The 24,152-nt window shown below is 71.6% G+C and carries 31 protein-coding genes and 1 pseudogene; 17 read left to right on the top strand and 15 right to left on the bottom strand.

Translation table 11 applies throughout. From position 1 onward, the window contains the following. The first annotated feature begins 20 nt into the window (after positions 1-20). On the top strand, positions 21-533 hold the full coding sequence (locus tag ACQPXB_RS33265; protein ID WP_366584853.1) for a winged helix-turn-helix transcriptional regulator: 513 nt from the start codon (positions 21-23) through the stop codon (positions 531-533). Between the two features lie 39 nt (positions 534-572). Here ACQPXB_RS33265 and ACQPXB_RS33270 read toward each other — a convergent pair whose 3' ends face one another. Beyond that, positions 573-1,994, bottom strand: coding sequence for an MFS transporter (locus ACQPXB_RS33270; RefSeq protein ID WP_432845659.1), 1,422 nt, complete (start codon positions 1,992-1,994; stop codon positions 573-575). Positions 1,995-2,155: 161 nt separating this feature from the next. Further along, positions 2,156-3,469, bottom strand: coding sequence for an alpha/beta fold hydrolase (locus tag ACQPXB_RS33275; RefSeq protein WP_432845661.1), 1,314 nt, complete (start codon positions 3,467-3,469; stop codon positions 2,156-2,158). A gap of 127 nt (positions 3,470-3,596) precedes the next feature. On the opposite strand from ACQPXB_RS33275, the gene ACQPXB_RS33280 reads away from it, so the two are divergent. Beyond that, positions 3,597-3,962, top strand: coding sequence for a MerR family transcriptional regulator (locus ACQPXB_RS33280; RefSeq protein ID WP_432845662.1), 366 nt, complete (start codon positions 3,597-3,599; stop codon positions 3,960-3,962). A gap of 12 nt (positions 3,963-3,974) precedes the next feature. On the opposite strand, the gene ACQPXB_RS33285 is transcribed toward ACQPXB_RS33280, so the two are convergent. After that, positions 3,975-4,322: a DUF1330 domain-containing protein gene (locus ACQPXB_RS33285; RefSeq protein ID WP_366584841.1), complete on the bottom strand. Its 348-nt coding sequence runs from the start codon at positions 4,320-4,322 to the stop codon at positions 3,975-3,977. 132 nt (positions 4,323-4,454) lie between these two features. Here ACQPXB_RS33285 and ACQPXB_RS33290 point away from each other — a divergent pair, with 132 nt between their 5' ends. The 3 genes from ACQPXB_RS33290 to ACQPXB_RS33300 all read left to right on the top strand — a co-directional run bounded on the left by ACQPXB_RS33290 (position 4,455) and on the right by ACQPXB_RS33300 (position 7,382). Next, positions 4,455-5,246: a maleylpyruvate isomerase family mycothiol-dependent enzyme gene (locus ACQPXB_RS33290; RefSeq protein ID WP_432845663.1), complete on the top strand. Its 792-nt coding sequence runs from the start codon at positions 4,455-4,457 to the stop codon at positions 5,244-5,246. 56 nt (positions 5,247-5,302) lie between these two features. After that, positions 5,303-5,887 (top strand): TetR/AcrR family transcriptional regulator, encoded by a 585-nt coding sequence (locus ACQPXB_RS33295; protein WP_432845664.1) that lies wholly within the window; start codon positions 5,303-5,305, stop codon positions 5,885-5,887. Between the two features lie 88 nt (positions 5,888-5,975). After that, on the top strand, positions 5,976-7,382 hold the full coding sequence (locus ACQPXB_RS33300; protein ID WP_432845665.1) for an amidase: 1,407 nt from the start codon (positions 5,976-5,978) through the stop codon (positions 7,380-7,382). A gap of 84 nt (positions 7,383-7,466) precedes the next feature. On the opposite strand, the gene ACQPXB_RS33305 is transcribed toward ACQPXB_RS33300, so the two are convergent. Both ACQPXB_RS33305 and ACQPXB_RS33310 read right to left on the bottom strand, forming a co-directional pair. Continuing rightward, positions 7,467-8,351, bottom strand: coding sequence for a patatin-like phospholipase family protein (locus tag ACQPXB_RS33305; RefSeq protein ID WP_432845666.1), 885 nt, complete (start codon positions 8,349-8,351; stop codon positions 7,467-7,469). Further along, positions 8,348-9,370: a zinc-dependent alcohol dehydrogenase family protein gene (locus ACQPXB_RS33310; RefSeq protein ID WP_432845667.1), complete on the bottom strand. Its 1,023-nt coding sequence runs from the start codon at positions 9,368-9,370 to the stop codon at positions 8,348-8,350. The genes ACQPXB_RS33305 and ACQPXB_RS33310 overlap by 4 nt, the downstream gene beginning before the upstream one ends. A gap of 113 nt (positions 9,371-9,483) precedes the next feature. Here ACQPXB_RS33310 and ACQPXB_RS33315 point away from each other — a divergent pair, with 113 nt between their 5' ends. The 9 genes from ACQPXB_RS33315 (at position 9,484) to ACQPXB_RS33355 (ending at position 14,719) form a co-directional block, all read left to right on the top strand. Further along, positions 9,484-10,071: a TetR/AcrR family transcriptional regulator gene (locus tag ACQPXB_RS33315; protein WP_432845668.1), complete on the top strand. Its 588-nt coding sequence runs from the start codon at positions 9,484-9,486 to the stop codon at positions 10,069-10,071. A 160-nt stretch (positions 10,072-10,231) separates the two neighbouring features. Continuing rightward, the gene (locus ACQPXB_RS33320) at positions 10,232-10,999 is read left to right on the top strand and encodes an SDR family oxidoreductase (protein WP_386952865.1); all 768 of its coding nucleotides are present in this window, start codon (positions 10,232-10,234) and stop codon (positions 10,997-10,999) included. An 84-nt stretch (positions 11,000-11,083) separates the two neighbouring features. Beyond that, on the top strand, positions 11,084-11,974 hold the full coding sequence (gene sigJ, locus ACQPXB_RS33325; RefSeq protein ID WP_432845669.1) for an RNA polymerase sigma factor SigJ: 891 nt from the start codon (positions 11,084-11,086) through the stop codon (positions 11,972-11,974). A 97-nt stretch (positions 11,975-12,071) separates the two neighbouring features. After that, positions 12,072-12,530, top strand: a complete 459-nt coding sequence (locus tag ACQPXB_RS33330; RefSeq protein ID WP_366582786.1) for a carboxymuconolactone decarboxylase family protein — start codon at positions 12,072-12,074, stop codon at positions 12,528-12,530. 93 nt (positions 12,531-12,623) lie between these two features. After that, positions 12,624-12,860: an NAD(P)H-dependent oxidoreductase gene (locus tag ACQPXB_RS33335; protein WP_432845670.1), complete on the top strand. Its 237-nt coding sequence runs from the start codon at positions 12,624-12,626 to the stop codon at positions 12,858-12,860. 37 nt (positions 12,861-12,897) lie between these two features. Then, complete coding sequence (locus tag ACQPXB_RS33340) at positions 12,898-13,572, top strand: isocitrate lyase/phosphoenolpyruvate mutase family protein (RefSeq protein WP_432856895.1); 675 nt, start codon at positions 12,898-12,900, stop codon at positions 13,570-13,572. A gap of 93 nt (positions 13,573-13,665) precedes the next feature. After that, positions 13,666-13,890, top strand: coding sequence for a helix-turn-helix domain-containing protein (locus tag ACQPXB_RS33345; protein ID WP_364179631.1), 225 nt, complete (start codon positions 13,666-13,668; stop codon positions 13,888-13,890). Next, entirely contained in the window at positions 13,887-14,444 is a 558-nt protein-coding gene (locus ACQPXB_RS33350; protein ID WP_432845671.1) for a Clp protease N-terminal domain-containing protein, read from the top strand. The genes ACQPXB_RS33345 and ACQPXB_RS33350 overlap by 4 nt, the downstream gene beginning before the upstream one ends. Continuing rightward, a complete protein-coding gene (locus tag ACQPXB_RS33355) occupies positions 14,441-14,719 on the top strand; it encodes a hypothetical protein (RefSeq protein ID WP_432845672.1) in 279 nt (92 codons plus the stop codon). Before ACQPXB_RS33350 ends, ACQPXB_RS33355 begins: the two co-directional genes overlap by 4 nt. Positions 14,720-14,729: 10 nt before the next feature. Here the strand turns inward: ACQPXB_RS33355 and ACQPXB_RS33360 are convergent, their stop codons facing one another. The 3 genes from ACQPXB_RS33360 to ACQPXB_RS33370 all read right to left on the bottom strand — a co-directional run bounded on the left by ACQPXB_RS33360 (position 14,730) and on the right by ACQPXB_RS33370 (position 17,200). Then, entirely contained in the window at positions 14,730-15,158 is a 429-nt protein-coding gene (locus tag ACQPXB_RS33360; protein ID WP_432845673.1) for a DUF1707 SHOCT-like domain-containing protein, read from the bottom strand. Positions 15,159-15,225: 67 nt separating this feature from the next. Beyond that, entirely contained in the window at positions 15,226-16,503 is a 1,278-nt protein-coding gene (locus tag ACQPXB_RS33365; RefSeq protein ID WP_432845674.1) for a sensor histidine kinase, read from the bottom strand. 4 nt (positions 16,504-16,507) lie between these two features. After that, complete coding sequence (locus tag ACQPXB_RS33370) at positions 16,508-17,200, bottom strand: response regulator transcription factor (protein WP_432845675.1); 693 nt, start codon at positions 17,198-17,200, stop codon at positions 16,508-16,510. 190 nt (positions 17,201-17,390) lie between these two features. Here ACQPXB_RS33370 and ACQPXB_RS33375 point away from each other — a divergent pair, with 190 nt between their 5' ends. Genes ACQPXB_RS33375 through ACQPXB_RS33385 form a run of 3 tightly spaced genes read left to right on the top strand, consistent with a single transcriptional unit; the run spans position 17,391 to position 19,977 of the window. After that, on the top strand, positions 17,391-18,578 hold the full coding sequence (locus ACQPXB_RS33375; RefSeq protein WP_386952834.1) for a hypothetical protein: 1,188 nt from the start codon (positions 17,391-17,393) through the stop codon (positions 18,576-18,578). Positions 18,579-18,605: 27 nt separating this feature from the next. Then, positions 18,606-18,965, top strand: coding sequence for a BlaI/MecI/CopY family transcriptional regulator (locus ACQPXB_RS33380; RefSeq protein WP_366582773.1), 360 nt, complete (start codon positions 18,606-18,608; stop codon positions 18,963-18,965). 4 nt (positions 18,966-18,969) lie between these two features. After that, positions 18,970-19,977 carry a M56 family metallopeptidase gene (locus tag ACQPXB_RS33385; RefSeq protein WP_432845676.1) on the top strand — a complete coding sequence of 336 codons (1,008 nt, stop codon included), beginning with the start codon at positions 18,970-18,972 and terminating at the stop codon, positions 19,975-19,977. 159 nt (positions 19,978-20,136) lie between these two features. Here ACQPXB_RS33385 and ACQPXB_RS33390 read toward each other — a convergent pair. The 7 genes and pseudogenes from ACQPXB_RS33390 to ACQPXB_RS33420 all read right to left on the bottom strand — a co-directional run. After that, positions 20,137-20,580, bottom strand: a pseudogene (locus ACQPXB_RS33390) (polysaccharide deacetylase family protein); the annotation flags it as partial. Then, positions 20,580-20,732: a hypothetical protein gene (locus ACQPXB_RS33395; RefSeq protein ID WP_432845678.1), complete on the bottom strand. Its 153-nt coding sequence runs from the start codon at positions 20,730-20,732 to the stop codon at positions 20,580-20,582. The pseudogene ACQPXB_RS33390 and the gene ACQPXB_RS33395, both read right to left, overlap by 1 nt. After that, entirely contained in the window at positions 20,732-20,890 is a 159-nt protein-coding gene (locus ACQPXB_RS33400) for a hypothetical protein (RefSeq protein WP_432845680.1), read from the bottom strand. Before ACQPXB_RS33400 ends, ACQPXB_RS33395 begins: the two co-directional genes overlap by 1 nt. After that, positions 20,890-21,042 (bottom strand): hypothetical protein, encoded by a 153-nt coding sequence (locus ACQPXB_RS33405; protein ID WP_432845678.1) that lies wholly within the window; start codon positions 21,040-21,042, stop codon positions 20,890-20,892. The genes ACQPXB_RS33400 and ACQPXB_RS33405 overlap by 1 nt, the downstream gene beginning before the upstream one ends. Continuing rightward, positions 21,042-21,200 (bottom strand): hypothetical protein, encoded by a 159-nt coding sequence (locus tag ACQPXB_RS33410; protein WP_432845680.1) that lies wholly within the window; start codon positions 21,198-21,200, stop codon positions 21,042-21,044. The genes ACQPXB_RS33405 and ACQPXB_RS33410 overlap by 1 nt, the downstream gene beginning before the upstream one ends. Then, entirely contained in the window at positions 21,200-22,249 is a 1,050-nt protein-coding gene (locus ACQPXB_RS33415) for a glycosyltransferase (RefSeq protein ID WP_432845681.1), read from the bottom strand. Before ACQPXB_RS33415 ends, ACQPXB_RS33410 begins: the two co-directional genes overlap by 1 nt. Positions 22,250-22,352: 103 nt before the next feature. Then, positions 22,353-24,005 carry an alkaline phosphatase family protein gene (locus tag ACQPXB_RS33420; RefSeq protein ID WP_432856898.1) on the bottom strand — a complete coding sequence of 551 codons (1,653 nt, stop codon included), beginning with the start codon at positions 24,003-24,005 and terminating at the stop codon, positions 22,353-22,355. Positions 24,006-24,152: the final 147 nt, after the last annotated feature.

The raw sequence follows: 24,152 nt of genomic DNA on the forward strand, positions 1-24,152 counted from the left end.
ATCCCTGGTAGCATGGACTTATGGCTCTCCCCAAGTACTACGCGGGTCAGCAGTGCTCGCTGGCGCGCAGCCTCGAGATCGTCGGCGAACGCTGGACGCTGCTGATCGTGCGCGACGCCTTCTTCGGCGTGCGCCGCTTCGGAGACTTCCAGGCCCACCTCGGCATGTCGCGCGCCGTGCTGACCGAGCGCCTCGAAGGCCTGCTCGAGACCGGGGTGCTGGCGGAGACGCGCGGCACCCACGGTTACCGCGAATACGTGCTGACCGACAAAGGCGTGGGCCTGTGGTCGGTCGTCCGCGACCTGCTCGTCTGGGGCGACGAACACTTCTCCCAGCGCGGTCCGCGCCGCGTGTTCCAGCACGTCGAGGATTCCGGCCTGCTCGCGCAGGACGGCTCCTGCTCGGCGTGCGGCCGCGCGGTCGCCCCGGCCGACCTCGTGGTCCTTCCCGGGCCCGGCTACGACGATCACGCCGACGACTTCGTCAGCGAAGCCCTTTCCGAGCCGCACCGCATGCTGGTACCCCTGCGCTGAGCGGGCCCGCCGGAAAGGGCGGCGGGCCAAGGGTTTTCCTCACCCGGCCACCGTGGTTTCCCGGGCGGGCGCACCTTTGCGGGAAACCTTTGCGTAGAGCGGGATGGCAACGCCGATCACCACGGAGATGGCGGCGCAGATGGTGACGGGGACCGCCCATGACTGCAGAAGTGCTTGTGGCGACGCCGGGTTGACGGTCGAGGTCACGACGGCGACGCCGAGGCCGGAGCCGAGGTAGCGGGCGGTGTTGTTGACGCCGCTGCCCATGCTGGCGTGGTGGGCGGGGACGGTGGCGACGGCTTGGGCGCCGAGCGAGGCGTTGAGCAGGCCGGTGCCGATGCCGGCGATCGCGAAGCCGGGGGCCAGGCGCAGGAGGGTGGCGCCGTCGTGCAGGGGTGCGAGGGTCGCGAGGCCGGCGCCGATGACGACCAGCCCGAGGGCGAGCTGGGTTTCGGGGGTGACGCGCCCGCGCAGGTGCCGGGCGACCAGGGAGACGAGCACGCTCAGGCCCGACCAGATCACCAGCGGAACGGAGCCGGCGAGCGGGGAGCCGTGCAGTGCTTGCTCGACGAGCGTGGGCGTGTAGGAGGTCAGGGAGATCACGCCGAATCCGGCGGTGAAGGCGGCGGCGGTGACCGTGACGAACTGCCAGTTGGTGAACAGCCGAAGGTCGACCAGGGGGTGTTCGGTGCGGCGTTCGTGGACGACGAAGGCGGCGATGATGAGGATTCCCGCGGCCAGGAACACCAGGACCGCGGGCTGACCCCAGCCGGTGCGGCCGAGAACCAGTCCGGCGAGCAGTGCGCTCGGGCCGGCGATCAGGGCTGCGGCGCCGAGGTAGTCGATGCGTCCGGCCGGTGCGGGGCTCGCGGGGTTGGCGGGCAGAACCCGGGAGAAGGCGGTCAGGCCCGCGCTGAGCAGCCCGACGAGCAGGTAGGGGCTGCGCCAGCCGGCCGCGGGCTCAAGGAGCGCCGCGAGCAGGGGTCCGATGAGGATCCCGACGCCGAGGCTCGCCCCCCACAGGCCGGTGGCTCGGGTGCGCTGGTGTCCGGGGGTGGTGACCTGGGCGATCAGCCCGAGACTGGTGGCCAGCATCGCGGCGGCGCCGAGTCCCTGTCCGATGCGGGCGATCGTGAACAAGGTCGGGTTGGGCAGCCCGGCGCCGACGAACAGGAAGACCGCCTGAACCGCCGCGCCGATGACGAAAACGGTGCGGCGGCCCAGCTTGTCGGCCAGCGCGCCGCTGACGAGCAGGCCCGCGCCGAGCCCGACGCTGGCGGCGCTGAGCATCCAGGTGCGTCCCATCACGCTCGCGCCCATGGTGTTGGCCAGCGTGACCAACGTGCTCATGGGCAACGTGAACATGACCATCGCCAAAGCGGTGGCCACGCACGCCAGCGCAACCGTCGCCCCCTCTGCCGCGGGCCGCGCCCCAGCCGCCGCGTGCCTCTCGACGTTCACGATCGTCCACCTCCGTAGGAAATGCGTCCGGCCTCACGGCAAGAGCGATCCGTCAGCCGATCGACGCACCTGCGAACTCGGCGCACCGTAAGTTCGGTGAGCGAACTATCGAGGACTGTAGCACAGGCTGGTTCGGTGAGAGAACTATTGGGGCGGCGCACTCACGAGAGCACGTCCGTGCGCAGGCGGGTCTCGACGAACTTCTCGATCCGCCAGGAGCCGTCGACCTTGGCGAACTCGCCGTGGTAGTGGCCGTAGCCGCGCACCTTGAGGGTGCTGCCGTCGATCCAGTCCTCCATGGCGACGGTCGAGGACGCGGCGACCGGCGAGTGGACCTCGGTGGTGAAGGAGAACAGGTGGTGGATCGCGGTGGCGTCGCCGACGCTGGTGGTGATGACGTCCTCGATCTCCTTCGGGCCGGTCATCCGCATGACCTGCGCGCCTTGCGGGTCGTGGATCGTGAAGGTCGCCTCCGGCGCGAACAGCTGCGAGAGCCGGTCGAACTGCTTGCGGTCAGCGTAGGAGACGTACTGGGCCATGAACTGCCGGATCTCGTCGACGACGACCAGCCGCTCCGTGTCGGACACCGCGAAGAACCGCTGGAATCGCTCGGCGGTGGCCTGCGGGTTGTCGAACGCGTACGCGTGGGAAGCCTGCGGGATGACATCGGTTTCGAAGTGCTCGGCGACCTGCCGGGCGCCGGCCAGCAGCTGGTCGCGGAAGTAGCCGTGGTCGCCGTGGAGCACCAGGACCGGCATCGGGAGCCGGGTCGTGAACTCCGCCCGGTTGGCCTTGCCGTCCTCGACCATGGCGCCGTAGTGCTGGAAGCCGCCGCGGATGCCGTTCGGGCCGGTGAAGTGCGGCAGGTAGTGGGCGACGCCGTACTCCTCGGCGTCCGGCCGCACCGAGGTCAGCCGGTAGAACGGGGTGAGGAAGGCGGTTTCCTTGCCCTGGGTGAGGAACGTGGCGAGGTCGACCTGGCCGTGGAACCCGAAGCTGTACGTGCCGCCGTCGACGGACGGGTTCATCATCTCCTCGAGGCCGAAGCCGGGGATCAGCGTCTCGGACAGCACCAGCCGGCGGACCTCGTCGGGGTGCCGCGACGCGTACGCGTAGACCACCATGCCGCCCACCTCCATGCCGACCAGGTTGATCGGCCCGAGCTCCAGCCCGAGCACAATCTGCCCGATGTCCTCGGCGACGTTGGTCTTGGCGAAGGTGTCGCTCTCGGCCGGGCCGGAATCGCCCATGCCACGCAGGTCGGGCGCCAGCACGGTGTAGCCCTGTGCCGCCAGCAGCGGCATCACCTCGCGCCACACCGCCCAGGTGAACGGGAAGCCGTGCACCAGCACGACCGCCGGGCCGGCGCCGCCGATCACGTAGTGGATGCGGGTGCCGTTCACTTCGGCGTAGCGGTGCCGGAATCCGTCCAGGCCGTCCACCGCGGTTCCGGGTTCGGGGTGAGTCACAGTCATCGGAGCCTCCTTGATCGTCGGTCGGCTCGAACGTAAACCTTGGAGTACACTCCAAGGTCCAGGGTGATCCCCGCCTCACTCCACCCGGCTCGGCAGGGCGGCGCGGATCGACAGGGAGGCTCAGCGCATGTTAATCGGCGAGTTCGCCAAACGCGTCGGCGTCAGCACCGACGCGATCCGCTTCTACGAGAAGGTGGGCTTCTTCTCCGGCAGCCGCAGCGACAACGGCTATCGGCACTACACGGAGAAGGACGTCGAAACGGCCGACCTCATCGCCTCCGGGAAGTCGATCGGGTTCTCCCTGCGCGAGATCCTGGCCTTCTGCCAGGAGATGACCGACGGCGTGCTGGACCACGCGCGAGCACAGGAGAGCCTGCAGTCCAAGATCGACCTCATCGACGAGCGGATCGCATCACTGGCACGAGTCCGGAAGCTGGCACAGCAGCAACTCGAGTACCGCCGGGCCGTCGAGGCGCAAGAGCTCTCCGTGTGACCCGCCGCGGGGTCAGGACTCCGGCCGCAGCAGGGGACGCAGGTCGTCGAGACGGTCGAACAGATGCCAGACGTAGGAGGACGAGCCGTTCTCACGGTGCGGGTGCAGGTCGGCCAGGGCCGGGTCGTTGCGGTAGCTCTCGAAGGCCGCGCGCGACTCCCACTCGACGACGATCATGACCTTGCGCGGCTCGATGTCGCCGGTGACCGACTCCTGGAACCGGCCCAGCGCGACCACACGACCGCCGTGCGCGGCGACCTCCCGCGGCGATCGCCGGGAGTAGGCCAGGTACTCCTCGCGGTCGGCGATGTCGAAGAGGTTGAGCGCGTAGACCGGTCCTCCGCCGTGCGGCTGCGACATGTGTGCTCCTTGCTCGAGTCCGTGACGTCTTCCCGCCGGCCGGGGCGCGCCTTCGGTTGACGATGATCACGCCGTCGATACTATGTCGGCTGACATACATACGAAAGCTCAGGTCGATATCGGAGCACATCGATGAACCCTCAGTCCAGCCACGGCAGCCAGACCGCGGTCCATCGTCCGCCGCCCGACGTGGGGTACTACCTCGACGAGCTGGCGGAACAGGGCCCGGCCTTGGTGGCCTCGGCCCGCCGGGCCGGCCCCGCCGACCGCGTCCCATTCTGTCCCGAGTGGACACTCGACGACCTCGTCACGCACACCACGAGCGTGTACCGCTGGGTCGAGCTGATCGTCCGAGGTGCGCGAAGCAGGCCACCCGCCCTGCCCGGGCCGGACCCCGATTCCCTCGCCGATCCCGTCGAGTCCCTGGCCGCGGCTCACCACAGCGTGCTCGAAGCCCTTCGAACCGCGCCGGCCGGCCTGGCCTGCTGGACGATGTGGCCCGCCGCCGAGCCTCGGCTGTACTGGGCCCGGCGCATGGTGCACGAGACCGTCGTCCACGCCGTGGACGCGCGCAACGCCGGCCGGGAAAGCGGCCTCCGCGGCACCAGCCTCGACCCGGCACTCGCCGCGGACGGCGTCGACGAGATGGTCACCGGGTTCGCCCAGCGCTATGCCGCCACGTTGCGGGCCACGGTGCCCACTTCCCTCGGCCTGACGTGCTCCGAAACCGGATCGCGGTGGTGGGTGCGGATCGGGCCGGACAAACCGGAGTTCGGCCGCGGGCCCGCCACAGTGGACACGGAGGTGACCGCCCAGCCGGGCGAACTGCTTCTGCTGCTGTGGAACCGGCGCGACGCGACGGGCCTGGACGTGCGGGGAGACAGGCGCGCACTGGACGTCTGGGCCCGCGAAGCACACCTCTGACCCGATTTCGAGACCGCCACTAGACGACTGGTCTAATCTGCTGCTACGGTCGCCCCATGCCACCCAAAGCCGACACTCGCAAAAGCCTGCTCGACACCGCCCGGCGGATCGTCCTGGCCAAGGGTTACGCGGCGGTCGGCATCAACGAGGTGCTCGCCGACGCGGGCGTTCCGAAAGGGTCGTTCTACCACTGGTTCGACTCCAAGGACGCCTTCGGCGAGGCGATGATGAAGAGCTACTTCGACGACTACTTCGCCACCATGGACCGCATCGTCGCGGACAAGGCGAAGAGCTCGGCCGAGCACCTCATGCAGTACTGGCAGTACTTCCACGACACGCAGGCCGCGGACGACTGCCAGGGCGGCTGCCTGGTCGTCAAGCTGGGCGCGGAGATCGCCGACCTGTCGGAGGCCATGCGCGTCACGACGAAGGCCGGGACCGCGGCGATCATCGACCGGATCGAGCAGATGATCACCGCCGGCGTGGCGGACGGGTCGGTGTCCATTCAGGACACTCCGCGCGCGACGGCCGAGACCCTGTACGACCTGTGGCTCGGGGCCAGCATGCTGGCGAAGATCCACGGCAGCGCCGCCCAGCTCGACCGGGCCCTGGCGGTCACCCGCCAGGTTCTGCACGTCTGATTTCGCACGTCCCCGTCGCCCGGTCTTCGGGTGCCATCAACTAGTAGACCGGTCTAATATCATAGGCCGGTCCAGGAGAGGAATCACGATGTCCGATCTCATCTGGTCCGACGCGACCGAGCTCGCGGAGTTGATCCGCACCGGGAAGGCGTCCTCCGTCGAGGTGGTACGAGCGCACCTCGACCGCATCGAGGCCACCAACCCGAAGGTCAACGCCGTCGTGACGGTCGCCGAAGGGGCCCTGGAGGCCGCGAAAGCGGCGGACGAAGAGCTCGCTTCGGGAGTCGAGGTGGGGCCGCTGCACGGCGTGCCCTTCACCGTCAAGGACTCGTTCGACACCGCCGGCGTGCTGACCCAGCGCGGTTCGCCGATCTTCGCCGGCCGCGTCCCGGACACGGACGCCACCGCGGTGGCGCGGCTGAAGAACGCCGGCGGGATCCTCCTGGCGAAGACCAACCTCCCGGAGTTCTCCTACGCCGTCGATTCCGACAACCTCCTGACGGGCGACACGAACAACCCCTGGGACCTCGACCGCACGGCCGGCGGTTCGAGCGGCGGCGAGTCCGGGGCGATCGCCGCCGGCATGTCACCGCTCGGGCTCGGCAGCGACCTGGCCATCTCCGTCCGCGGACCGGCCGCCAACACCGGAATCGTGTCCCTCAAGCCGACACACGGGCGCATTCCCATGACGGGCGCCTGGCCGCGCGAGCCGCGCCGCGACTGGCACGCCGGCCCCATGGCGCGCACCATCCGCGACCTCGCGCTGGCGTACTCGTTCCTCGCCGGCCCCGACGGCGCCGACGGCTTCTCCTCCACCGTCCCCGCCGGTCTCGACGCCGGCCTGGGCGCCGCGCCGGAGCGGACCGTCCGCGTCGGCTGGCTGGTCGACTCCGGGCTCGGCCCCGTCGATCCCGAGGTCGCCGCGACCGTGCAGGCGGCCGCCGAAGCGCTGCGAGGCGCCGGGGTTCACGTCGACGCCGTCAGCATCCCGGCGCTCGAACGCGACACCCCGCTGGAACTGTTCAACCTGCAGCACGTGATGGAGGTGAAGCCCGCCTACGCCGAGGCCACCGCCGGCCACGCCGACCGGATGTACAAGGCGACCAAGTTCATGCGCGACGCCCCCGAAACGTCCATTGAGGACTACGTGCACGCCGAGCAGGGCATCGAGCGGCTCCGCGACGGCTTCGCCGCGTACTTCCAGCAGTACGACGCATTGCTGCTCCCGGTGACCACCGCCCCCGCGCAGAAGCGCGGAGCCACGGAGCTCACCCTCGACGGGAAGACGCTCAGCATCTTCCACGTGATGTCGACAACCGTCCCGTTCAACCTGACCGGGCTCCCGGCCCTGTCCATGCGTTTCGGGACGACCGCCGACGGCCTGCCGATCGGCGTGCAGCTGGCGGCCTCCTGGTACGCGGAGTCCACGATCCTGCACCTCGCCTCGGTGCTGGAGACGCTGAGCCCGGTCCGCGGACAGCACCCCGTCCTCTGACCGCTTCACGACACACCACGTCGGGCGCCTCGACGGGAGCGAGCTTGCTCCCGTCGAGGCGCCCGACGTGACCTTCGTGCCGGATCAGCCCTTCCACCAAGCGAGCAGTTCCGGAGCCAGGTCACGTGCCTGCTCGGCACCCGCCGTGGCCCCGACGTCGATGAAGCGCGGATCGAGCAAATCCACCGGCGCGCGGTAAAACGGGTCCGCGACGACGACGCGGACGCGGTAGCCCCGCTCGACCAGAAATGCCTCTTCGCGCTCGAGGTCCTGGGCTGCCAACGGTGCGACCACGAGCACCCGGCCCGGCTCCGAGCCCCGAGCACCGGCGGTCTCGGCGCGCAGGTCGACGACCAGGTCGGCGTTGGTGCCGGTCCGCACTCCCCCGTCCAGCCAGACCCCGCCGTCCACCGTGACCGGCGGAGCGACACCGGGGGCCGCGGTGGAACAGGCGACCCCGACGGCGAGGGGAATGCCGTCGGAAGCCGACCACGCCCGCGCCTGGCCGGTACCGGCGTTCACCGACATCATCCGCAGCCGGGGCGACCACGGGCCCGCGGGCAGCATCGCCTGCCACAGATCTTCAGCCCGGTCAACGGAAATCGGTGGCATCGCCGCCATCGCGGCCCGGCCGACCGCCTCCGCCGAACCTTTCTCGGCATCCGTCACGAGCGCTTCGAACAGTTGGGTGTCCGGGCGCCCGGCTGACGCGTTTTTCGCGTGCCAGGTGGCACGTTCACGCATCAGAGCCGGAACTTCCGCGAGGCCGTCGGGCTGGATCGTCAGCCAGGCGCCGACCACCGAGCCGGCCGACGTCCCCATGACCACATCGGACTCGGCCAGCGGGACTCCGGCAGCCCGCAATCCGTTCAGCAGAGCCGAGGTCCACGACGCCCCCACCGGGCCGCCGCCACCCAGAACCAGAGCGTTGCCCGGCGCGGCCTCGGATTCTGACGAGCGCTGGTTCACTTGTGCAGTCCAGTCTCCGGGTTCCCGGGCGAAACCGCGACAACGACCTTGCCGACCTGGTTGCCGGCCTCCAGGTAGCGGTGCGCTTCGGCGAAGTCGTCCATCGGAAACACCTTGTCGACGACGGGAATGAAGTCCCCGGCGACAATGCCCTCGCGAACGTGGTCCACTGCGGCGGCCAGACGGCGGCTGTCGGAGGCGAGCTCCATGACCCCGAAGCCGCGGACGGTGAGCCGCTTGAGCAGCAACGCCATCACGTTCACGGTCGCGGGCGTGAAGTCGAGCACGCCGTAGACGACGAGGATCGCGTTGTCGGCAGCGGCTTCGACCAACGTCGCGAGGACCGGGCCGCCGACCGCGTCGAAAATGACCCTCGCGCCCCGGCCGTCGGTCAGCTCCCGGATCCGGGCGACGACGTCCTCTTCGGCGGTGGCGATCACGACGTGCGCGCCGGCGTCCAGAAGTTGTTGCCGCTTCGCGCCGGTACGGGTCAGCGCCACGGTTTTCGCCCCCGCCCGCCGGGCGGTCTGGATGGCCGCGAGGCCCACGCTGCTGGACGCGGCCGAGATCACCACGGTGTCCCCGGGTTGCGTCCCGGCGATCTCCACCAGGCCACCGTAGGCGGTGATGTACTGCATCCACGTCGAGGCCGCCTGCTCGAAGGAGAGCTCTTCGGGGTGGGCCACGACGGCGTGTGCGGGCGCGAGAACCGCTTCGCCGTGCATCGGGTAGTCGAGCAGGTTGAACGCGGGCAGAACGCTGACGGCTTGGCCGGCGCGAAGCCCGTCGACCCCGTCGCCGACGGCCGCGATCACGCCCGCGGCTTCGTAACCCAGGCCGGCGGGGAAGACCGGGCTGACGCTGTACAGCCCTTGGCGGAACAGCGCGTCCGCCCGGTTGAGCCCCCACGCGCGGGCGTGGATCAGCACCTCGCCGGGACCCGGCTCCGGCTCGGGCGCCTCTTCGAACTGCAGCACCTCGGGACCACCGATCCGGTGGAAACGCACGTTACGGCTCATGGCGGGACTCCTCGTGGTCGACCTGTGCAGAGCCCCGATTATGTCGCACGTCATAGTCTCCCGTGCCACTCAATATGTCGTTCGTCATACATGGAAAGCGGTAGACTCGGGGCATGGCTCGACGTTCAGACACCAAGCAGCGCATGGTCGGGGCCGCCCGCCAGCTCATCCGCGAACACGGCTACAGCGCCATGGCGTTGTCCGACGTGGTCGAGCGCAGCGCCTCTCCGCGCGGGTCGATCTACCACCACTTTCCCGAGGGCAAGGTGCAGATGGCCGCCGAAGCGGCCGAGGAGCACACCCGCGAGCAGGTCGACATGATCAACCGGCTCGCCGGGGAGGCCGCCACGGCCGAGGATCTGGTGCGGGCCTACGTCGACCTGGCCAGTGAGGGCATGCAGACCAGCGGTTATGGGCGTGGGTGCACCATCGCCCCGCTGGTGATCGAGATCGGCGATTCCTCCGAGGAACTGGGTGCCGCCAGCCGGCGCGCGTTCTTCCTCATGGTCGAGACCCTGGCGCTCCAGCTCGTCGTGCTCGGTGCCGACGCGGCCGGCGCCCGCGAGCTGGCCCACGCGACAGTGGCCGGTGTCGAGGGCGCGATGGTGACCTCCCGCGCGCTGCGCAGCACCGAACCGTTCGACGCGGTCCGCGACGTCGTGGCGAGCCGCGCGCAGGCGGTCACCGAGCCCCGCGACTGACCCGGCGGGTCGGCTGGATCACTCTGCCGGGTGGCCCAAATTATGTCGTCCGACATACATACGTGGTAGCGTCGCCGACGAGACCGACGCTGGGGTCGCGGCGAGGTGTCGTCCGCCGCCGTGACTCTCCCCAACCACTCTGCGAACTGGAGATCCAGACATGTCGTCCATCCTCATCACCGGCGCCTCCCAGGGAATCGGCCGCGCCATGGCGCTGGAGCTCGCCGGCCGTGGCCACCGCGTCATCGGCACCGCCCGCAACCCCGAGAACCTGGCCGATCTGCCCCTCGCGGAGCGGCTCCGGCTCGACGTCACCGACCAGGCCAGCGTCGACGCGGCGATCAAGGCCGCGGGCCGGATCGACGTGGTGGTCAACAACGCCGGTGAGACCATGCGCGCGCCGCTGGAGACCGTCCCGGTGTCCGAGGTCGCGCGGCTGTTCGACCTGAACGCACTCGGCGCGCTGCGCGTCGTCCAGGCCGCTCTGCCCGGTATGCGCGAACGCGGCTCCGGCCACCTGGTGTTCCTCTCCAGCATCCAGGGCCGGATGGTGCTGCCGATCATCGGCCCGTACGGGATGAGCAAGTGGGCGGTGGAAGCCATGGCCGAGGTGCTGGCCATCGAAACCGGCCACTTCGGCGTGAAAGTCAGCCTCGTCCAGCCCGGTGTGGTCGCCACCGACGGCGGCGCGAAAGCCAAGGTCTACCGCACCGACGACGACCCCTACGGTCCCCTGTTCGACGAGCTGCCCAAAACCCGCGGCGACGTCGTGACGCCCGAGGAGGTGGCCAAGGTCGTGGCCGACACCATCGAGCAGGAAAACCCGCCGCTGCGCGTGCCGGCCGGCGCGACCGCGACCACGGTCCTGGCCGCCCGCAAGACCGCGCCGGAAGACGAGGTTTTCTTCCCCTACGACATCAACTGGTGACCACCGGCGGCACGGGCTGTCCGGCGATCATCCGGATTCGGATGGGTACGCTGGCCCCACGTGCCGGAGGAGGTTGCGGTCTGCATGGGTGATGGGCATGCGCCCGGACGGTCCGAGCAGGAGGACAGGCTCGGCGCCGAGTGGGAGACGCATCGGCCTGCGGTCTTCGGCGTGGCCTACCGGCTGCTGGGAAGCGTCGCCGACGCCGAGGACGTGGCCCAGGACGTGTGGCTGAGGGCCGCCGGCTCCGATCTGCGCGAGGTCGAGGACCTGCGGGCCTGGCTGGTCACGGTCGCCGCGCGGCGGTCGTACGACATCCTCAAGAGCGCCCGGTCGCGCCGGGAGGCCTATGTCGGGCCGTGGCTGCCGGAGCCGCTGCTGACGGGACCGGACGCTTCGGAGCCGGTGCTCGTCGACGAGTCCGTCGGCGCGGCGATGATGCTCGTCATGGAGGAGCTGAGCCCGCCGGAGCGGGTGGCCTTCGTCCTGCACGACGTCTTCGCTTTCGAGTTCGGGCGGATCGCAGAGGTGCTGGACGTCTCCGTGCCGGCGGCCCGGCAGCTCGCCTCGCGGGCGCGGCGGCGGGTGGCCAAGGCGAAGCAGTCCCCTTCGCAGGCAACGAAAGCCGAGCGTGAACGGGTGCTGGCGACCTTCCGCGCCGCCTACGAATCCGGCGACCTGGCCGGCCTGGTCCGGCTCCTGCACCCCGACGCCGTCTACGTCACCGACGGCGGCGGCAAGGTCTCGGCCGCACGCAAGCTCATCCACGGCGGCGAGCGCATCGCCGAGGTGATGGTGCGCGTGGGTCACCAGTGGCGTCCGGACCGGATCGATCTCGTCGAGGTGGGCGGCGAGCTCGGTCTCGTATTCCGCCGCGACGGCAGCGTGTACTCCGTCGACACGGTGCAGATCACGGACGGTCTGATCACGGCGTACCGCAGGGTCCTGAACCCGGACAAACTTTCGCGGGTCTGAGCTGTCACGTCCGGAGGGGCTGCCTCGTCTCCCTGCCGAGAACGCACGACGCGCCCGGAGGGCGCGGCTCGGACCACACGAAGGAATCGAAGCAACTGTGACGAACACCCAGCGCGTCAGCATCGACAAGCAGCACCCGGCCTCCTACAAGGCCCTCATCGCCCTTTCGACGGAGGCGGACGCCGGCGCCGTCGCGGCCGGGCTCGACCCGCTCCTGGTCGAGCTGGTGCGGATCCGCACCTCCCAGATCAACGGCTGCGCGTTCTGCCTGCGCATGCACACCCGTGACTCGCTCAAGAAGGGCGAGAACCCCGACCGGATCGCCGTGCTGCCCGCGTGGGAGGAGACCGGCTACTTCTCGGCGACGGACCGCGCCGCTCTGCGCCTGGCCGAGGCGATCACCCGCGTGGCGGACGGACACGTCAGCGACGAGGACTACGCGGCCGCCGCGGCCGAGCTCACCGAAGACCAGATCTCGGCGGTCTCCTGGCTGGTCACGGTGATGAACGCCTTCAACCGCGTCGCCATCACCAGTCGCTACCACGTCGCAGCCTGAGCTCGCCCCCACCAGCCTGCCGGGCGCCAGGCAGGCTGGTGGCCACGGCGGCTGCCGAAAAAACCGCTCGATCGCACCGAAAGTCACCAGTACATGCCCACGCTGCACCTCGACAGCTCGATCTGGCCCGGCGACGCGTCCACCTCGCGTGCCGTGACGGCCGCCTTTCGCGGCGAGTGGGAGGCCCAGCACCCCGACGGAACGGTGATCCACCGCGACCTGGCCGCCGACCCGCTCCCCCACATCACCGACGACGGGTTCACCGCCGGGAACGAGGACCCGCTGCGGGCCACGCTGGCCCGTGAGCTCCGCACGATAGGGAGCCGTTAACCCCGCCCCGGCCACCATCGGTACCAAGATCATCCACATCCCATTCCAAGGAGATCAAGGTGCGTCACGGCGAAAGCCTTCGTTCGGCCATCCGCTCGGACTCGATCACCCCGCACACCCCGAGGTCGCGGGCCACGTCGTGCAGCAGCTGGAGCAGCTCGGCGCGTCCGGCGTCATCCTCGAGGACCAGAAGCGGCCCCGCCGGTGCGGCCACGTCGACGGCAAGCAGGTCCTGCCTTTGGAGGAGTACCTCGAGAAGCTCGACCTCGTGCTGTCCGCCCGCCGGGATCTCGTTGTCGTCGCCCGCACGGACGCCACCGAGCACGACGAGATCCTCCGCCGCGCCGAAGCCCTGGCCCGGACCGACGCGGACGTGGTCCTCATCGACGGCGTCCGCTCCGCCGGGGCCATCACGGAGATCCGGACGGTGATCGGCGACAAACCGTTGCTGTTCAACCAGATCGCGGGCGGCAAGTCGCCGCGCCTGTCCCTGCCCGAGCTGTCGGCGCTCGGGGTCGACGTCGCGATCTACAGCACGCCTTGCCTGTTCGCCGCGCAGGAGGCCATGGACAACGCCCTCATCCGCCTGCGCCACGACGACGGGCGGCTCCCCGAGCTCGGCGCCGACGGGGTCGGGGTCGCGCAGTCGCTCGGTTTGCTGGAACGCAACATCAGCCGCCACCACGCGGCGCCGGCCCGAAGCGGCGCCTGATCCCGGGGGCCGGCCGTTCGTTCCGGCCGGCCCTTTTCGGGCGATCGTCAGCTTATGTTGACATCGCGGGTGCTGTCAGCTTATGTTGACGATATGAAGACACGAGCAGAGATCGCCGAGAGCGCGGCCAGTTCCGACCCCGACGTCGGGCTGCGGGCGGTGGCGGCGTTGCGGGCGCTGACCGAGGAACTCGAGACGCTGCAGGTGGATCGGGCGCGCTTGTCGGGGTGGTCGTGGCAGGACATCGCGGCCCGGCTCGGCGTGAGCAAGCAGACGGTGCACCGCAAGCACGGCCGCAGAATCCGGGGGCCGAAATGAGGAACCGGCAGTTCGCCGACGACGCCCGCGCGCTGGTGCGGACGGCCCAGGAACGCGCCCGCACGCTCGGCCATCCCGGGATCGGCTCCGAGCACCTGCTGTTCGCGGTCGCGGACGCCCCGACCCGCGTGGGCGAGGTGGCCCGCGAGTACGGCCTGACCCCCGCCGGAGTGGCCACCCAGACCGACCGCCTCCTGGCCGGGCCGCGCCCCCCGTTCGCCAACGTGGACGCGGCCGCCCTGGCCGCGATCGGCATCGACCTGGACGCGGTCCGCGAAGCCGTCGAGGCCATCTTCGGCCCCTTCCCGGCGCCTTCTCCGCGCACCCGACGCCACCCGAAGCTCCCCGGCCACCTCCCGATCACCGGCCGGGCCCGATCCTGCCTCCAGGCCGCCGTCACCGAGGCCGGACGCCGCGGCGTGTCCCCCGCCGGCGCGCACCACCTCGGCGCCGTCGTGGTCGGCACGCCGGGGGGCCTGGTGCCGCCGATTTTGGCGGCGTTGGGCATCTCCGCGCCGACGCTGCGGGCAGCGCTGCTCGAACGCACGCCATGACCCGCCGGGGGTTGTGGTGGCTGCTTGCGGTAGCCGGGGCGGCGTGGGTGGGCAGCTGGCGCATCATCTACCTCGAAGTGACCCGCTGGCACCACCTGGACGCGCGTCTGCGGTTTACCCCGCCGCCGGGGCCGGTGGGTGGTCCGGTCGCCCACGCGGGGGTGCCGGTGATCATGGCGCGCGCGGTCTCCGGGGTTGCGCCGTTGGTGTGCATCGTGGCCGTCGTGCTGCTGGTCGCCCGAGCGTCCACAAAGGACAACCAACCGGACCGCTGACCGGCCACGGTCAGTCGTGGCCGAAGCCGTGGTGGGGGCCGTCGTCGGTGATGCCGTGGGCGGCGAGGAGGAGCAGCGCCACGAAGGTGAGGACGGTGGCCGCGATGAGGAAGGCCCGGCGGCGGGAGCCGGCGGTGGCGCTGCGGCCGGTGAGGGTCGTGAAGTCGGCGGCCAGCTGGTGGGCGGCGAGCGTCAGCACGGGCCGCCAGCCGGAGGTGGGGGCGGGCGCGGCGGAACGTGGCAGGTCGGCGAGGACCGCGTCGAGCTCATGGCGGAAGCGGGCGGCGTAGATCGTCGCGGTGCGGTCCTCGACTTCGGCCAGGGACAGCCGGCCTTCGCCGACGGCCGTGTGCAGCGCCGTAGCGGCGGTTTCGCGCTCGGCGTCGGAACAGCGGATGCCCTCGGACGCCCGCTCCGTGCTGGGCTCGTCTGCGGTCATGGTTCCTCCCGGCCGAGCTGGGGTCCGAAACTCTCGCCGAAATTCTACACTAACGTAGTAGCTTCGGTCAGGGCTCGAGCGGCAGCAGCAGCGTGAAGACGGCGGGCTGCGGGCGGGTCACGCGAAGTCGCCCGCCTTCGGCTTCGGCCAGGCGGCGCGCGAGCGCGAGGCCGATCCCCGTCCCCCGGGCGCCCGGAGAGCGGCGGTGGAACACGTCGGTGCCCGGGGTGATCCCCTCGCCTTCGTCGGCGACGTCGACGGCGAGCACGTCGCCGGCGTCGCGGGCGGTGACCGTGACCGTGCCGGCGCCGTGGCGCAATGCGTTGTCCAGCAGCACAGTCATGATCTGCCGCAGCACCGGGCCGGACAGCTGCGCGCCCGCGACGACGGGCTCGACGGTGAGCACGAGCGCGCGCCCGTGGTCGGCCAGGGCAGGCGCCCACTCCAGCTCGATGGCGGCGAGCTCGTCGGCCGCGGCGGTGGCGCGGACCGGCGGGGTGTCGCGGGCCAGGGCGAGCAGGTCGGTGACGGTCCGGTCGAGCCGCCCGGTGGTCGCGACGCCGGCCTCGACCACGTCACGCAGGTTCGCATGAGGGTTCTCCAGCGCGGCTTCCAGCTGCAGGCGAAGTCCGGCGAGCGGCGTGCGCAGCTGGTGGGAGGCGTCGGCGGAGAAAGCGCGTTCCCGGGCGAGCAGGTCGTCGAGCCGGACGGCGGTGGAGTCGAGGGACTCCCCGACGGAGTCGATCTCGGGAATCCCCGCCCGGTCCGCTCGGATGCTGAAGTCGCCGTCGCCCAGGTCCCGCGCGGTCGCCGACAGCTTCTCGAGCGGACGGGCCAGCCGGCGCGCCTGACGGCGGGCCACCAGGTAGGCCGACAGCAGCGCGACGACGGCCAGGCCCGCCATGCCGAGCCAGGTCAGGCCGGTGTGCCAGTAGACCTCGGTCCGCGCGGTGGCGGCGCGGACGAGCGCGACGACCGTTCCGTCGTCGTCGATGGGCACGACCACCACGAGGTCGTCGGCGGTGTCCGCGGGGACGACGCCGTCGGCGCCCGCCGCTTCCCCGGCCTGGGCGAGCGTGGCCGGGCCGGCGCCGGCGAGCAACGTGCCCTGCGGGCTGTACACCGCTACCGAGGTGGGGTCTTCGGTGCTCGGCGTCCGGTCCGGGGTGCGGTGACGCAGGATGTCGCCCGAGACGTCGAGCGCGTACGAGTCGGCGGCGCGTTCCAGCTCGGCGCGCTCGGCCGTGACGAAGTACCGCGCCACGGCGACCGCCAGCGGGACCCCGAACAACCCGATCGCGACCAACGCGGCGAGCACCGTCGTCAGGACGATGCGGCGGCGCACGCGCTCACCCTTCCGGTTCCTCGAGCCGGTAGCCGTGCCGGCGCAGGGTGGCGATCTCGGGCATCGGGCCCGGCGCGCCGGCGTCGGCCAGCTTGCGCCGCAGCGTCGCGATGTGGACGTCGAGCGTTTTGGTGGAGCCGAACCAGTGCGCGTCCCACACGTCGGCCATCAGCGTCTCCCGGCTCACGGCGTTGCCCGGTTCCTGCGCCAGCCGCAGCAGGAGCTCGAACTCCTTGGCGCGCAAGGCCAGCTCGCCACCGTCCACAGTGGCCCGCCGCGCCGCCGGATCGATCTTCAGCCGGCCGAGGGTGATCTCGCCCAGGCTCCGGTCGGTCGAATGGCGCCGCAGGTGCGCCCGCAGGCGCGCGTGCAGCTCGCCGAGCGGCACCGGCTTCACGAGGTAGTCGTCCGCCCCCGCTTCGAGGCCCACCACCACGTCCATCTCGTCGGCGCGCGCGGTCAGCATCACGATCACGCACGCGGGCAACGCGCCGCGCAGCTCGCGGCAGACCTCGGTGCCGTCGAGATCGGGCAGGCCGAGGTCGAGCAGGACCAGGTCGCACGGCTGCTTCGCGGCGTCGTGCAGGGCGGTGCGGCCCTGCGTGTGCCACGCGACTTCGTGCCCGTGCTGGGTCAGGCTCGTGTGCAGGACCTCACCGATGGTGCGGTCGTCTTCGACGAGGAGAACTCGGGCCATGCCCCGACAATATCCGCATTCCCGGGTTCCGGTGCGCACCACGATCATTTTGCCTCCCGCTAACCTGGGCCGAATGTTTTGTTGTCGCCCACCCCGGTGAAATCGGTTCGGTTCAGCGGCGAAACCGTTTTTTCCTCTCCCTAACCCGCGGCTTTCCGGGCGTGCACCGGGCCCGGAATAACTTGCGGACATGTCCGCCGATCAGCTCTTTCCGCACCCGGTTCCGCCGCACCCCGGTCCGCCGCAGCAGGCGACCCGGCAGCCACCCGCGCCGCCGCGGCCGAAGCGCCGCCGGCGCCGGATCGTGCTGCTGGTGATCGCTGCCCTGCTGGCCTACCCGGCCGGCACCTACGGCTACGCGCTGACCTACCCCGGCGACGCGAGCGTGTCGGTCCGGACCGTGGATTGGCTGCGGGACATCGGTCTCGGCGGTGTGGTCAACGCCGTCGAGAACTGGTGGTTCACCCGCCACCCGCCCTCGAGCGCGCCGCCGTCGGCCGGGGACCTGCCCTCGCTGGGCGGACTGGCCGTCAACGGGCCCGGGCCGCGCCCGCGGAACCTGCCCGTCGGCCCGTCCGCGGCGGCCGGTGCAGGCGAATGGCTCCCGGGCGCGCGCAGCGGCGGCGGCCAGGTCGCCGAATACACGACGTTCATCCAGCCCGATCCGGCCCACGCGAGTGTCGTCGCCGGAGTCGCGTGGCTGAACCAGTCGCTGGTGCGCACGCAATTGTTCTCCGGCACGAAAGACCCGGGCGGGCCCGGCCCGGCCGCGATTCCCGCCGAAATGCGCAGCTCGCTCGTGGCCGCCTTCAACTCCGGGTTCAAGCTGAAGGACTGCAACGGCGGCTACTACCTCGACGGGACCACCGTCGCACCCCTGCACAACGGCATGGCGTCCGTCGTGATCGACGACACCGGGCGCGTCTCCGTGGCCCAGTGGGGCCGCGACGCCACGATGAACCCGCACCTCACCGCCGTGCGCCAGAACCTCGACCTCGTGATCGACCACGGCGCCCCAGTCCCCGGCCTCGACCTCAACCCGGCGGGCCACTGGGGCAGCGCGTCGAACCAGTTCCAGTACACCTGGCGCTCGGGCCTCGGCACCGACCGCGCCGGCAACCTCCTCTACGTCGGCGGCACCGGGCTCACCCTCCACACCCTCGCCGACGCCATGGTCCAGGCCGGCGTCCAGCAGGGCATGGAGCTCGACATCCACTCGCCGATGGTCACGTTCAACAGCTACCGGCCCGACGCGCCGGGCATCGGGCCGGACAAGCTCCTGCCCACCATGCCCGGCAACCTCACCCGCTACCTGCAGCCCGACCAGCGTGACTTCTTCGCCACCTCACTCCGGTCCCGGCCGCCGACGGCACCGTGAACTACGACACCAGTGTAGATTTGCCTCATGCGCAGGGGACCTGGTGAGCTCGAGGCCGAGGTGCTGGCCGTGCTCTGGCAGCACGGTGCGGCCTCCGCGGCGGACGTGCGGCAACGGCTCGGCGACGACTCGCTCGCCTACACCACCGTGGTGACGATCCTGTCCCGGCTCTACGAGAAGGACGTCGTCACGCGGGAGAAGCGGGGTCGCATGTTCGTCTACAGCCCGGCGGAAGACGCCCCTGGCCTCGCGGCACGGCGGATGCGCGCGGTGCTCGACGGGGAGGCCAACCGCGAGAGCGTGCTGGCCCGGTTCGTGTCGAACCTGTCGGCCGACGACGAGCAGGCGCTGCTGCAGTTGCTCCAGCACGACCGCGAAGGCGACTGAGACCGTGGGCACCGGCCTGCTCGTTCCGCTCGTCCTGCCGGCCGCGTCGTGGCCGGTCGGGCGCTGGCTCGCGCCGCGCTTGTCCCCCCGCGGTGCAACGCAGCTGCTGACGTTTCTCGCGCTGGTGTTCGCCGCGGGCAGCACCGGCGCGTTGGCCGTGGGTGCGCTCGCGGGCCTGTCGCTGCTGCCGGTGGTCGCCGAGCTCGGCGACTTCTCCCCCGCGACGTTCACCGCCACCGTGCCGACACCGGTGGCCATCGCCTGCTGCACCCTGCTGATCGCCGCGGCGGTCTCGGCGGTGCGCGCGATCCACGGCCAGTGGCGGTGGTACCGGCGCGTGCACGCCGAGCTGGACGAGCATTCCCGCGAAGGCGGAGTGGTGGTCCTGCCGGGCGCCGAGCCCGTGGCCTTCGCCATCGCCGGTCGCGGCGGCCGCATCGCCGTGTCCGCCGGGATGCTCGCCGCGCTCGAACCCGGCGAACGGGCGGCTCTCCTGCAGCACGAGCGAGCACACCTTCGGCTGCGCCACCCGGGCTATGCCGCGGTCGGCGTTCTCGCGGCGGCGCTCAACCCCCTCGTGCGCCCGCTGACGACGGCCGTGCGGTTCGCGATGGAGCGCTGGGCCGACGAAGCCGCCGCGTCCGGGGTCGGTGACCGGCGCGTGGTCGCGACGGCGGTGGCCAAGGCCGCGCTGGCCGACCGGAGCCGCGGCTCGTACGCGCTCGCCGCCGGGGGCGGGCCGGTGCCGCAGCGGGTGCGCGCGCTGCTGGACACCCCCACGTCACCGCCGCGCCGCCGCGGGGTGCTGACCGCGATCGCGGTCGCCGTGGTGCTCGGCTGCTGCGCCTGGTCCGCCGGGGCCGGGGCGCAGGCCGCGATCGCGTTGCACGCCGACATCGAAGCCGCCCAGCAGGCCTCGTGCGCGGCCCACCCCGTGCTCGTTCAGCGGTCCCACCGTGAGACCGCGTTCCGCACAGCGCGCCAGGATCACCGGGAGTGCGCCGAGCGCTGACCGCCACGAACCGACGGTGGAGGCGGCGACGTCCGAGTCGTGCAACAGGATCGTGCCCCCCGGGCGAAGTCCCTTGTGGACTGTCGCGGCCACCGACGCCGGAGTCGCGCGGGCGGCCCAGTCGAACCCCCAGGCGGTCCACAGCACGGGCCGCAGGCCCAGCTTCCGCGCAGCGACCAACGAGCCGGCCGAGAACACCCCGTAGGGCGCGCGCAGCCACCGCGGCTCGACGCCGGCGACGTCGGTGACCAGCTCGGCCGTCCGCGCGAGGTCGTCGTGCAGAGCCGTCGGGAACCGGCGCAGGAAACAGCGGTGGTCCCAGCCGTGCACCGCGAGCTCGTGCCCGGCGGCGACGATCTCGCGCCCGAGCTCCGGGCACCGGGCGAGCTCGCGCCCGAGCACGAAAAACGTTGCCCGCGTGCCGGTTTTCGCCAGCAGCGTTAGGAAATGCGGGGTCGAGCGCGGATGCGGACCGTCGTCGAAGGTGAGCGCGACGTGGCCGGGGTCGCCCACCCCGGCGAACGCGTCGGTGCGCAGGCGCGGCAGGAACAACGCGGCCGGGGCGGCATGCGCCGCGAGCGCACCCGCCACCACCACGCGCATCACCCGGCCACCTCCACCGGCAGGTCCGGCACGGCTTCACGGGCCAGTGCGGCACGCAAAGCGGGACCGAACGCGTCGTGACCCATAGACGGCAGCAACAACCCGGCCAGAACGGCATGTTCTGCAAGCGCACCCGCCACCACCACGCGCATCACCCGGCCACCTCCACCGGCAGGACCGGCGCAGCTTCACAGACCGGCGCGGCACGCAAGGCCGGGCCGAACGCGTCGGTGCGCAGGCGCGGCAGGAACAACGCGGCCGGGGCGGCATGCGCCGCGAGCGCACCCGCCACCACCACCACCACGCGCATCACCCGGCCACCTCCACCGGCAGGTCCGGCACGGCTTCACGGGCCAGTGCGGCACGCAAAGCGGGACCGAACGCGTCGTGACCCATAGACGGCAGCAACAACCCGGCCAGAACGGCATGTTCTGCAAGCGCACCCGCCACCACCACGCGCATCACCCGGCCACCTCCACCGGCAGGACCGGCGCAGCTTCACAGACCGGCGCGGCACGCAAGGCCGGGCCGAACGCGTCGGTGCGCAGGCGCGGCAGGAACAACGCGGCCGGGGCGGCATGCGCCGCGAGCGCACCCGCCACCACCACCACCACGCGCATCACCCGGCCACCTCCACCGGCAGGACCGGCACGGCTTCACGGGCCAGTGCGGCACGCAAGGCCGGGCCGAGCGCGTCCGGTGTCCGGACCCACGGCACGGTGCCCTCCTGGTCCAGTACGGCGGCGTTGGCGCGGCCGTGGCCGGGCAGGCAGCGGTAGGTCAGCACCGGCAGCCCGGTCGCGAGGGCTTCGGAAGTCGTGAGCCCGCCCGCGTTCTGGACCACGACGTCGCAGGCGCGCATCAGGTCCGCCATCGTGTCCACCCAGCCGAACACGTGCCGGAGCCCCGCGTTGCGCAGGCGTTCGCGCAACGCGTCGTTGCGGCCGCACACGACCACGGGCTCGGCCGAACCGTCCGCGCGCAGGTCGGCCACCGTCCGTTCGACCTCGCCGACGCCCCAGGACCCCGAGACGACCAGGGCCAGCGCGCGATCCGAGGGCAGGCCGTGCGCGAACCTCAGCCGCGTCCGCTCGGCCGCGCCGGCCACCGGCCGGAACGCGGGCGCGACCAGCGGCGGCGCGACCAGCACGCGCCCCGCGCCCCAGGCTCGGGCCTGCCGTGCCGCGGTCTCGTTGGGCGCCACGGTCAGGTCGGCCTCCGCGCTGACGCACAGGCGGTGCACCGACGGATCCGTCAGGTACGCCACCAGCCCCGGCGCGAGCCGCCCGCGCGCCCGCAGGTGCGCCGCCGCGTGGGTCGCGAGGGGGTAGGTCGACAGGACCAGCCGCGCGTCGTCGCCCACCACCACGGCCAGCCCGGGGGACGCGAGGGCCGCGAGCCGCCGGGCGACTGCCGCGAGCGCCGGTGAGCCGAGCGCCCCGAGCAGCCAGTCCCAGCTGCGCGGGGCGACCTGCAACTGCCGGTGGTAGGCGCCGCACAGCGTCTGCCCGAGCCGGCCCGGCAGCAGGTCGAGGAAGTCGACGCGGTCGGCGCGCACCCCGCGCTCGGCCAGCCACCGGGCGAGCTCCCGAGCCGCACCGTCGTGCCCGGCGCCGACCCGCGCGGACACGAGCACCACGCGGTCGCCTTCGGAAATTTCTACAGGCATGTAGTAAATCTACATCCATGTAGTCGGTCGGCTTCTCCGGGTGCGGCGGCGCCTGTTTCGTCCGGTGTGCGGCGCCCGCACTCGCGGTGCGGGCGCCGGCCCACTACCGGTCGAGTTCGGGCAGCACGCGGGTGCCTTCCTCGCGCACCGCGGCGAGCGACCGCGGGTCGAGGTGCAGCAGCCGCAGGATCGTCGGGGCGATCTGCGTGGTCTCCACCGCGCCGCCGACGCTCTGCCCGCGCCCGGTGCCGCTGACGACCAGGGGGACGGACCGGTCGTCGGCGGCCGCCCCGCCGTGTTCGGCGATCTTCGACTGCCCGCCGGTGAACACCACGCCGGGCACGGTGATGCCGACGAGGTCGGGCACCCGCGCGTCGCCGGGGCGCACGCCGAAGTAGCGCGCGGCGTCCGCTCCCGCGTGGACGGTCGTCAGTCCGGAGTGGACGAACGGCTTCGGCGCGCCGGTGACCCCGTTGCCGGTGCCCGATTGCGCGAGGAGGTAGTTCTTCGCGAACGTCGTGGCCGCGGCCGAGCGGTCGCTGAGCCACAGCAGCATCGCGTCGTCGTCGGTCGACTGGACGACGAGGTCGGCGGCGCCCGGGTGGGCCGCGCGCCAGGCCGCGTTGAGACCGTCGAGCAGGGCGCCGTCGTCGATGCGGGTCAGCGCGTTCGAGTCGATCGGCGACTGGCCGTGCTTGGCGGACAGCACGATGGTGGTGCTCTGGTCGAGGTGGCGGCGCTGGAGCTCCGCGGTGAACGCGCCCAGCTGCCGGTCCACGAAGTCCAGCGCCGAGCGCACGACCGGGCCGGGTGCGCCGCCGGCGGTGTACCCGCCGGCCTGGCCGCCGGAGACGGGCAGCTTCTGCGCGGTCGACACCGACTGGAAGTTCAGCCCGAACACCGCCGGCGTGCCGACCTTCGTGGTGCCGCTGTGGTCGTAGCCGTCGATCTCGTTGAGCACCGCGCGGGCCTTGTACGAGTCGTACTGCTGGGTCGCGGCGTTGTCCGTGGTCCAGTCGCCGCCGGCCGGTCCGCCGGGCACCTGGCTGTTGATCTCCGGGGTGAACAGGTCCTGCACGCCGGTGCCGGACGGGCCGTTCAGCATCTCGTAGGCGGGGTGCTTGTCCGACCACGCGGTGCGCAACCCGGCCTGGCGAGCCACCTCGAAGACCGTGTTCACCTGCAGGTACTGGTGCGGGTAAACGGGTTTGCACGTGCGGGGGTCGACCGGCAGCTTCGCCGGGTCGATGAGCGTGCGCGGGTTCCCGGTCATCTTCAGCACACCGGCGGGCAGCCCGGCGAGCCCCTGCCCGGCATCGACGGAGTTCTTGTCGAGGTCCAGATCCTCGGTGTAGTCCACGCCGGTGCCCGGCTTCACGCCGGCGCAGTTCGTGGTGCCCGCGGGCAGCAGCGCGTGGTTGTACGTGGCGTCGTAGTACACGCCCGTCGTCGCGGGGTTGCCGCCGGTGACCTGGGCGACGAGGCCGGGGAAAGAATCCGAGGGCACGGGCGTGTTCGCGTGCGTGTACTGCGTGCCGTGCGCCACCAGGCTCGCGAGCGCCGAGTGCGGGTGGGTCGCGGTGTACCAGGCGAGGTCCGACTGGTGCATGCCGTCGACCGAGACGAGCAGCACGTGCCGCTGCTCGGGCTGCGCCGTCGCGGCCGGGGCGACGGTCGCGAACAATCCCGCGGCGGCGAGAAGGGCGAACAAGGGTGTGCGGGTTCTCGACACGGATTTCCTCCTGTTGTCCGGCATCCGCCGGCTGCGGCGCCCGGGGTATTCCAGGCCCCCGAAGAGGACTCCGGGGAACACGTGAAAGAACAACGCGTGAACTGACTTTCCCGTCACAGCAGGGAAAACCGGCGACAAGATACCGCCTCGAAGGTTAGCCGAAGGTTTACC

Source organism: Amycolatopsis sp. CA-161197 (assembly GCF_050942255.1).
GTDB lineage: Bacteria > Actinomycetota > Actinomycetes > Mycobacteriales > Pseudonocardiaceae > Amycolatopsis.

Excerpts from the sequence above, each read along its gene's own strand:
- ACQPXB_RS33265 (WP_366584853.1), top strand. The coding sequence starts at position 21 with ATGGCTCTCCCCAAGTACTACGCGGGTCAGCAGTGCTCGCTGGCGCGC.
- ACQPXB_RS33275 (WP_432845661.1), bottom strand. The coding sequence starts at position 3,469 with ATGACTGTGACTCACCCCGAACCCGGAACCGCGGTGGACGGCCTGGAC.
- ACQPXB_RS33280 (WP_432845662.1), top strand. The coding sequence starts at position 3,597 with ATGTTAATCGGCGAGTTCGCCAAACGCGTCGGCGTCAGCACCGACGCG.
- ACQPXB_RS33285 (WP_366584841.1), bottom strand. The coding sequence starts at position 4,322 with ATGTCGCAGCCGCACGGCGGAGGACCGGTCTACGCGCTCAACCTCTTC.
- ACQPXB_RS33290 (WP_432845663.1), top strand. The coding sequence starts at position 4,455 with ATGAACCCTCAGTCCAGCCACGGCAGCCAGACCGCGGTCCATCGTCCG.
- ACQPXB_RS33295 (WP_432845664.1), top strand. The coding sequence starts at position 5,303 with ATGCCACCCAAAGCCGACACTCGCAAAAGCCTGCTCGACACCGCCCGG.
- ACQPXB_RS33300 (WP_432845665.1), top strand. The coding sequence starts at position 5,976 with ATGTCCGATCTCATCTGGTCCGACGCGACCGAGCTCGCGGAGTTGATC.
- ACQPXB_RS33310 (WP_432845667.1), bottom strand. The coding sequence starts at position 9,370 with ATGAGCCGTAACGTGCGTTTCCACCGGATCGGTGGTCCCGAGGTGCTG.
- ACQPXB_RS33315 (WP_432845668.1), top strand. The coding sequence starts at position 9,484 with ATGGCTCGACGTTCAGACACCAAGCAGCGCATGGTCGGGGCCGCCCGC.
- ACQPXB_RS33320 (WP_386952865.1), top strand. The coding sequence starts at position 10,232 with ATGTCGTCCATCCTCATCACCGGCGCCTCCCAGGGAATCGGCCGCGCC.
- sigJ (WP_432845669.1), top strand. The coding sequence starts at position 11,084 with ATGGGTGATGGGCATGCGCCCGGACGGTCCGAGCAGGAGGACAGGCTC.
- ACQPXB_RS33335 (WP_432845670.1), top strand. The coding sequence starts at position 12,624 with ATGCCCACGCTGCACCTCGACAGCTCGATCTGGCCCGGCGACGCGTCC.
- ACQPXB_RS33345 (WP_364179631.1), top strand. The coding sequence starts at position 13,666 with ATGAAGACACGAGCAGAGATCGCCGAGAGCGCGGCCAGTTCCGACCCC.
- ACQPXB_RS33350 (WP_432845671.1), top strand. The coding sequence starts at position 13,887 with ATGAGGAACCGGCAGTTCGCCGACGACGCCCGCGCGCTGGTGCGGACG.
- ACQPXB_RS33355 (WP_432845672.1), top strand. The coding sequence starts at position 14,441 with ATGACCCGCCGGGGGTTGTGGTGGCTGCTTGCGGTAGCCGGGGCGGCG.
- ACQPXB_RS33360 (WP_432845673.1), bottom strand. The coding sequence starts at position 15,158 with ATGACCGCAGACGAGCCCAGCACGGAGCGGGCGTCCGAGGGCATCCGC.
- ACQPXB_RS33370 (WP_432845675.1), bottom strand. The coding sequence starts at position 17,200 with ATGGCCCGAGTTCTCCTCGTCGAAGACGACCGCACCATCGGTGAGGTC.
- ACQPXB_RS33375 (WP_386952834.1), top strand. The coding sequence starts at position 17,391 with ATGTCCGCCGATCAGCTCTTTCCGCACCCGGTTCCGCCGCACCCCGGT.
- ACQPXB_RS33380 (WP_366582773.1), top strand. The coding sequence starts at position 18,606 with ATGCGCAGGGGACCTGGTGAGCTCGAGGCCGAGGTGCTGGCCGTGCTC.
- ACQPXB_RS33395 (WP_432845678.1), bottom strand. The coding sequence starts at position 20,732 with ATGCGCGTGGTGGTGGCGGGTGCGCTTGCAGAACATGCCGTTCTGGCC.
- ACQPXB_RS33400 (WP_432845680.1), bottom strand. The coding sequence starts at position 20,890 with ATGCGCGTGGTGGTGGTGGTGGCGGGTGCGCTCGCGGCGCATGCCGCC.
- ACQPXB_RS33405 (WP_432845678.1), bottom strand. The coding sequence starts at position 21,042 with ATGCGCGTGGTGGTGGCGGGTGCGCTTGCAGAACATGCCGTTCTGGCC.
- ACQPXB_RS33410 (WP_432845680.1), bottom strand. The coding sequence starts at position 21,200 with ATGCGCGTGGTGGTGGTGGTGGCGGGTGCGCTCGCGGCGCATGCCGCC.
- ACQPXB_RS33415 (WP_432845681.1), bottom strand. The coding sequence starts at position 22,249 with ATGCCTGTAGAAATTTCCGAAGGCGACCGCGTGGTGCTCGTGTCCGCG.
- ACQPXB_RS33420 (WP_432856898.1), bottom strand. The coding sequence starts at position 24,005 with ATGCCGGACAACAGGAGGAAATCCGTGTCGAGAACCCGCACACCCTTG.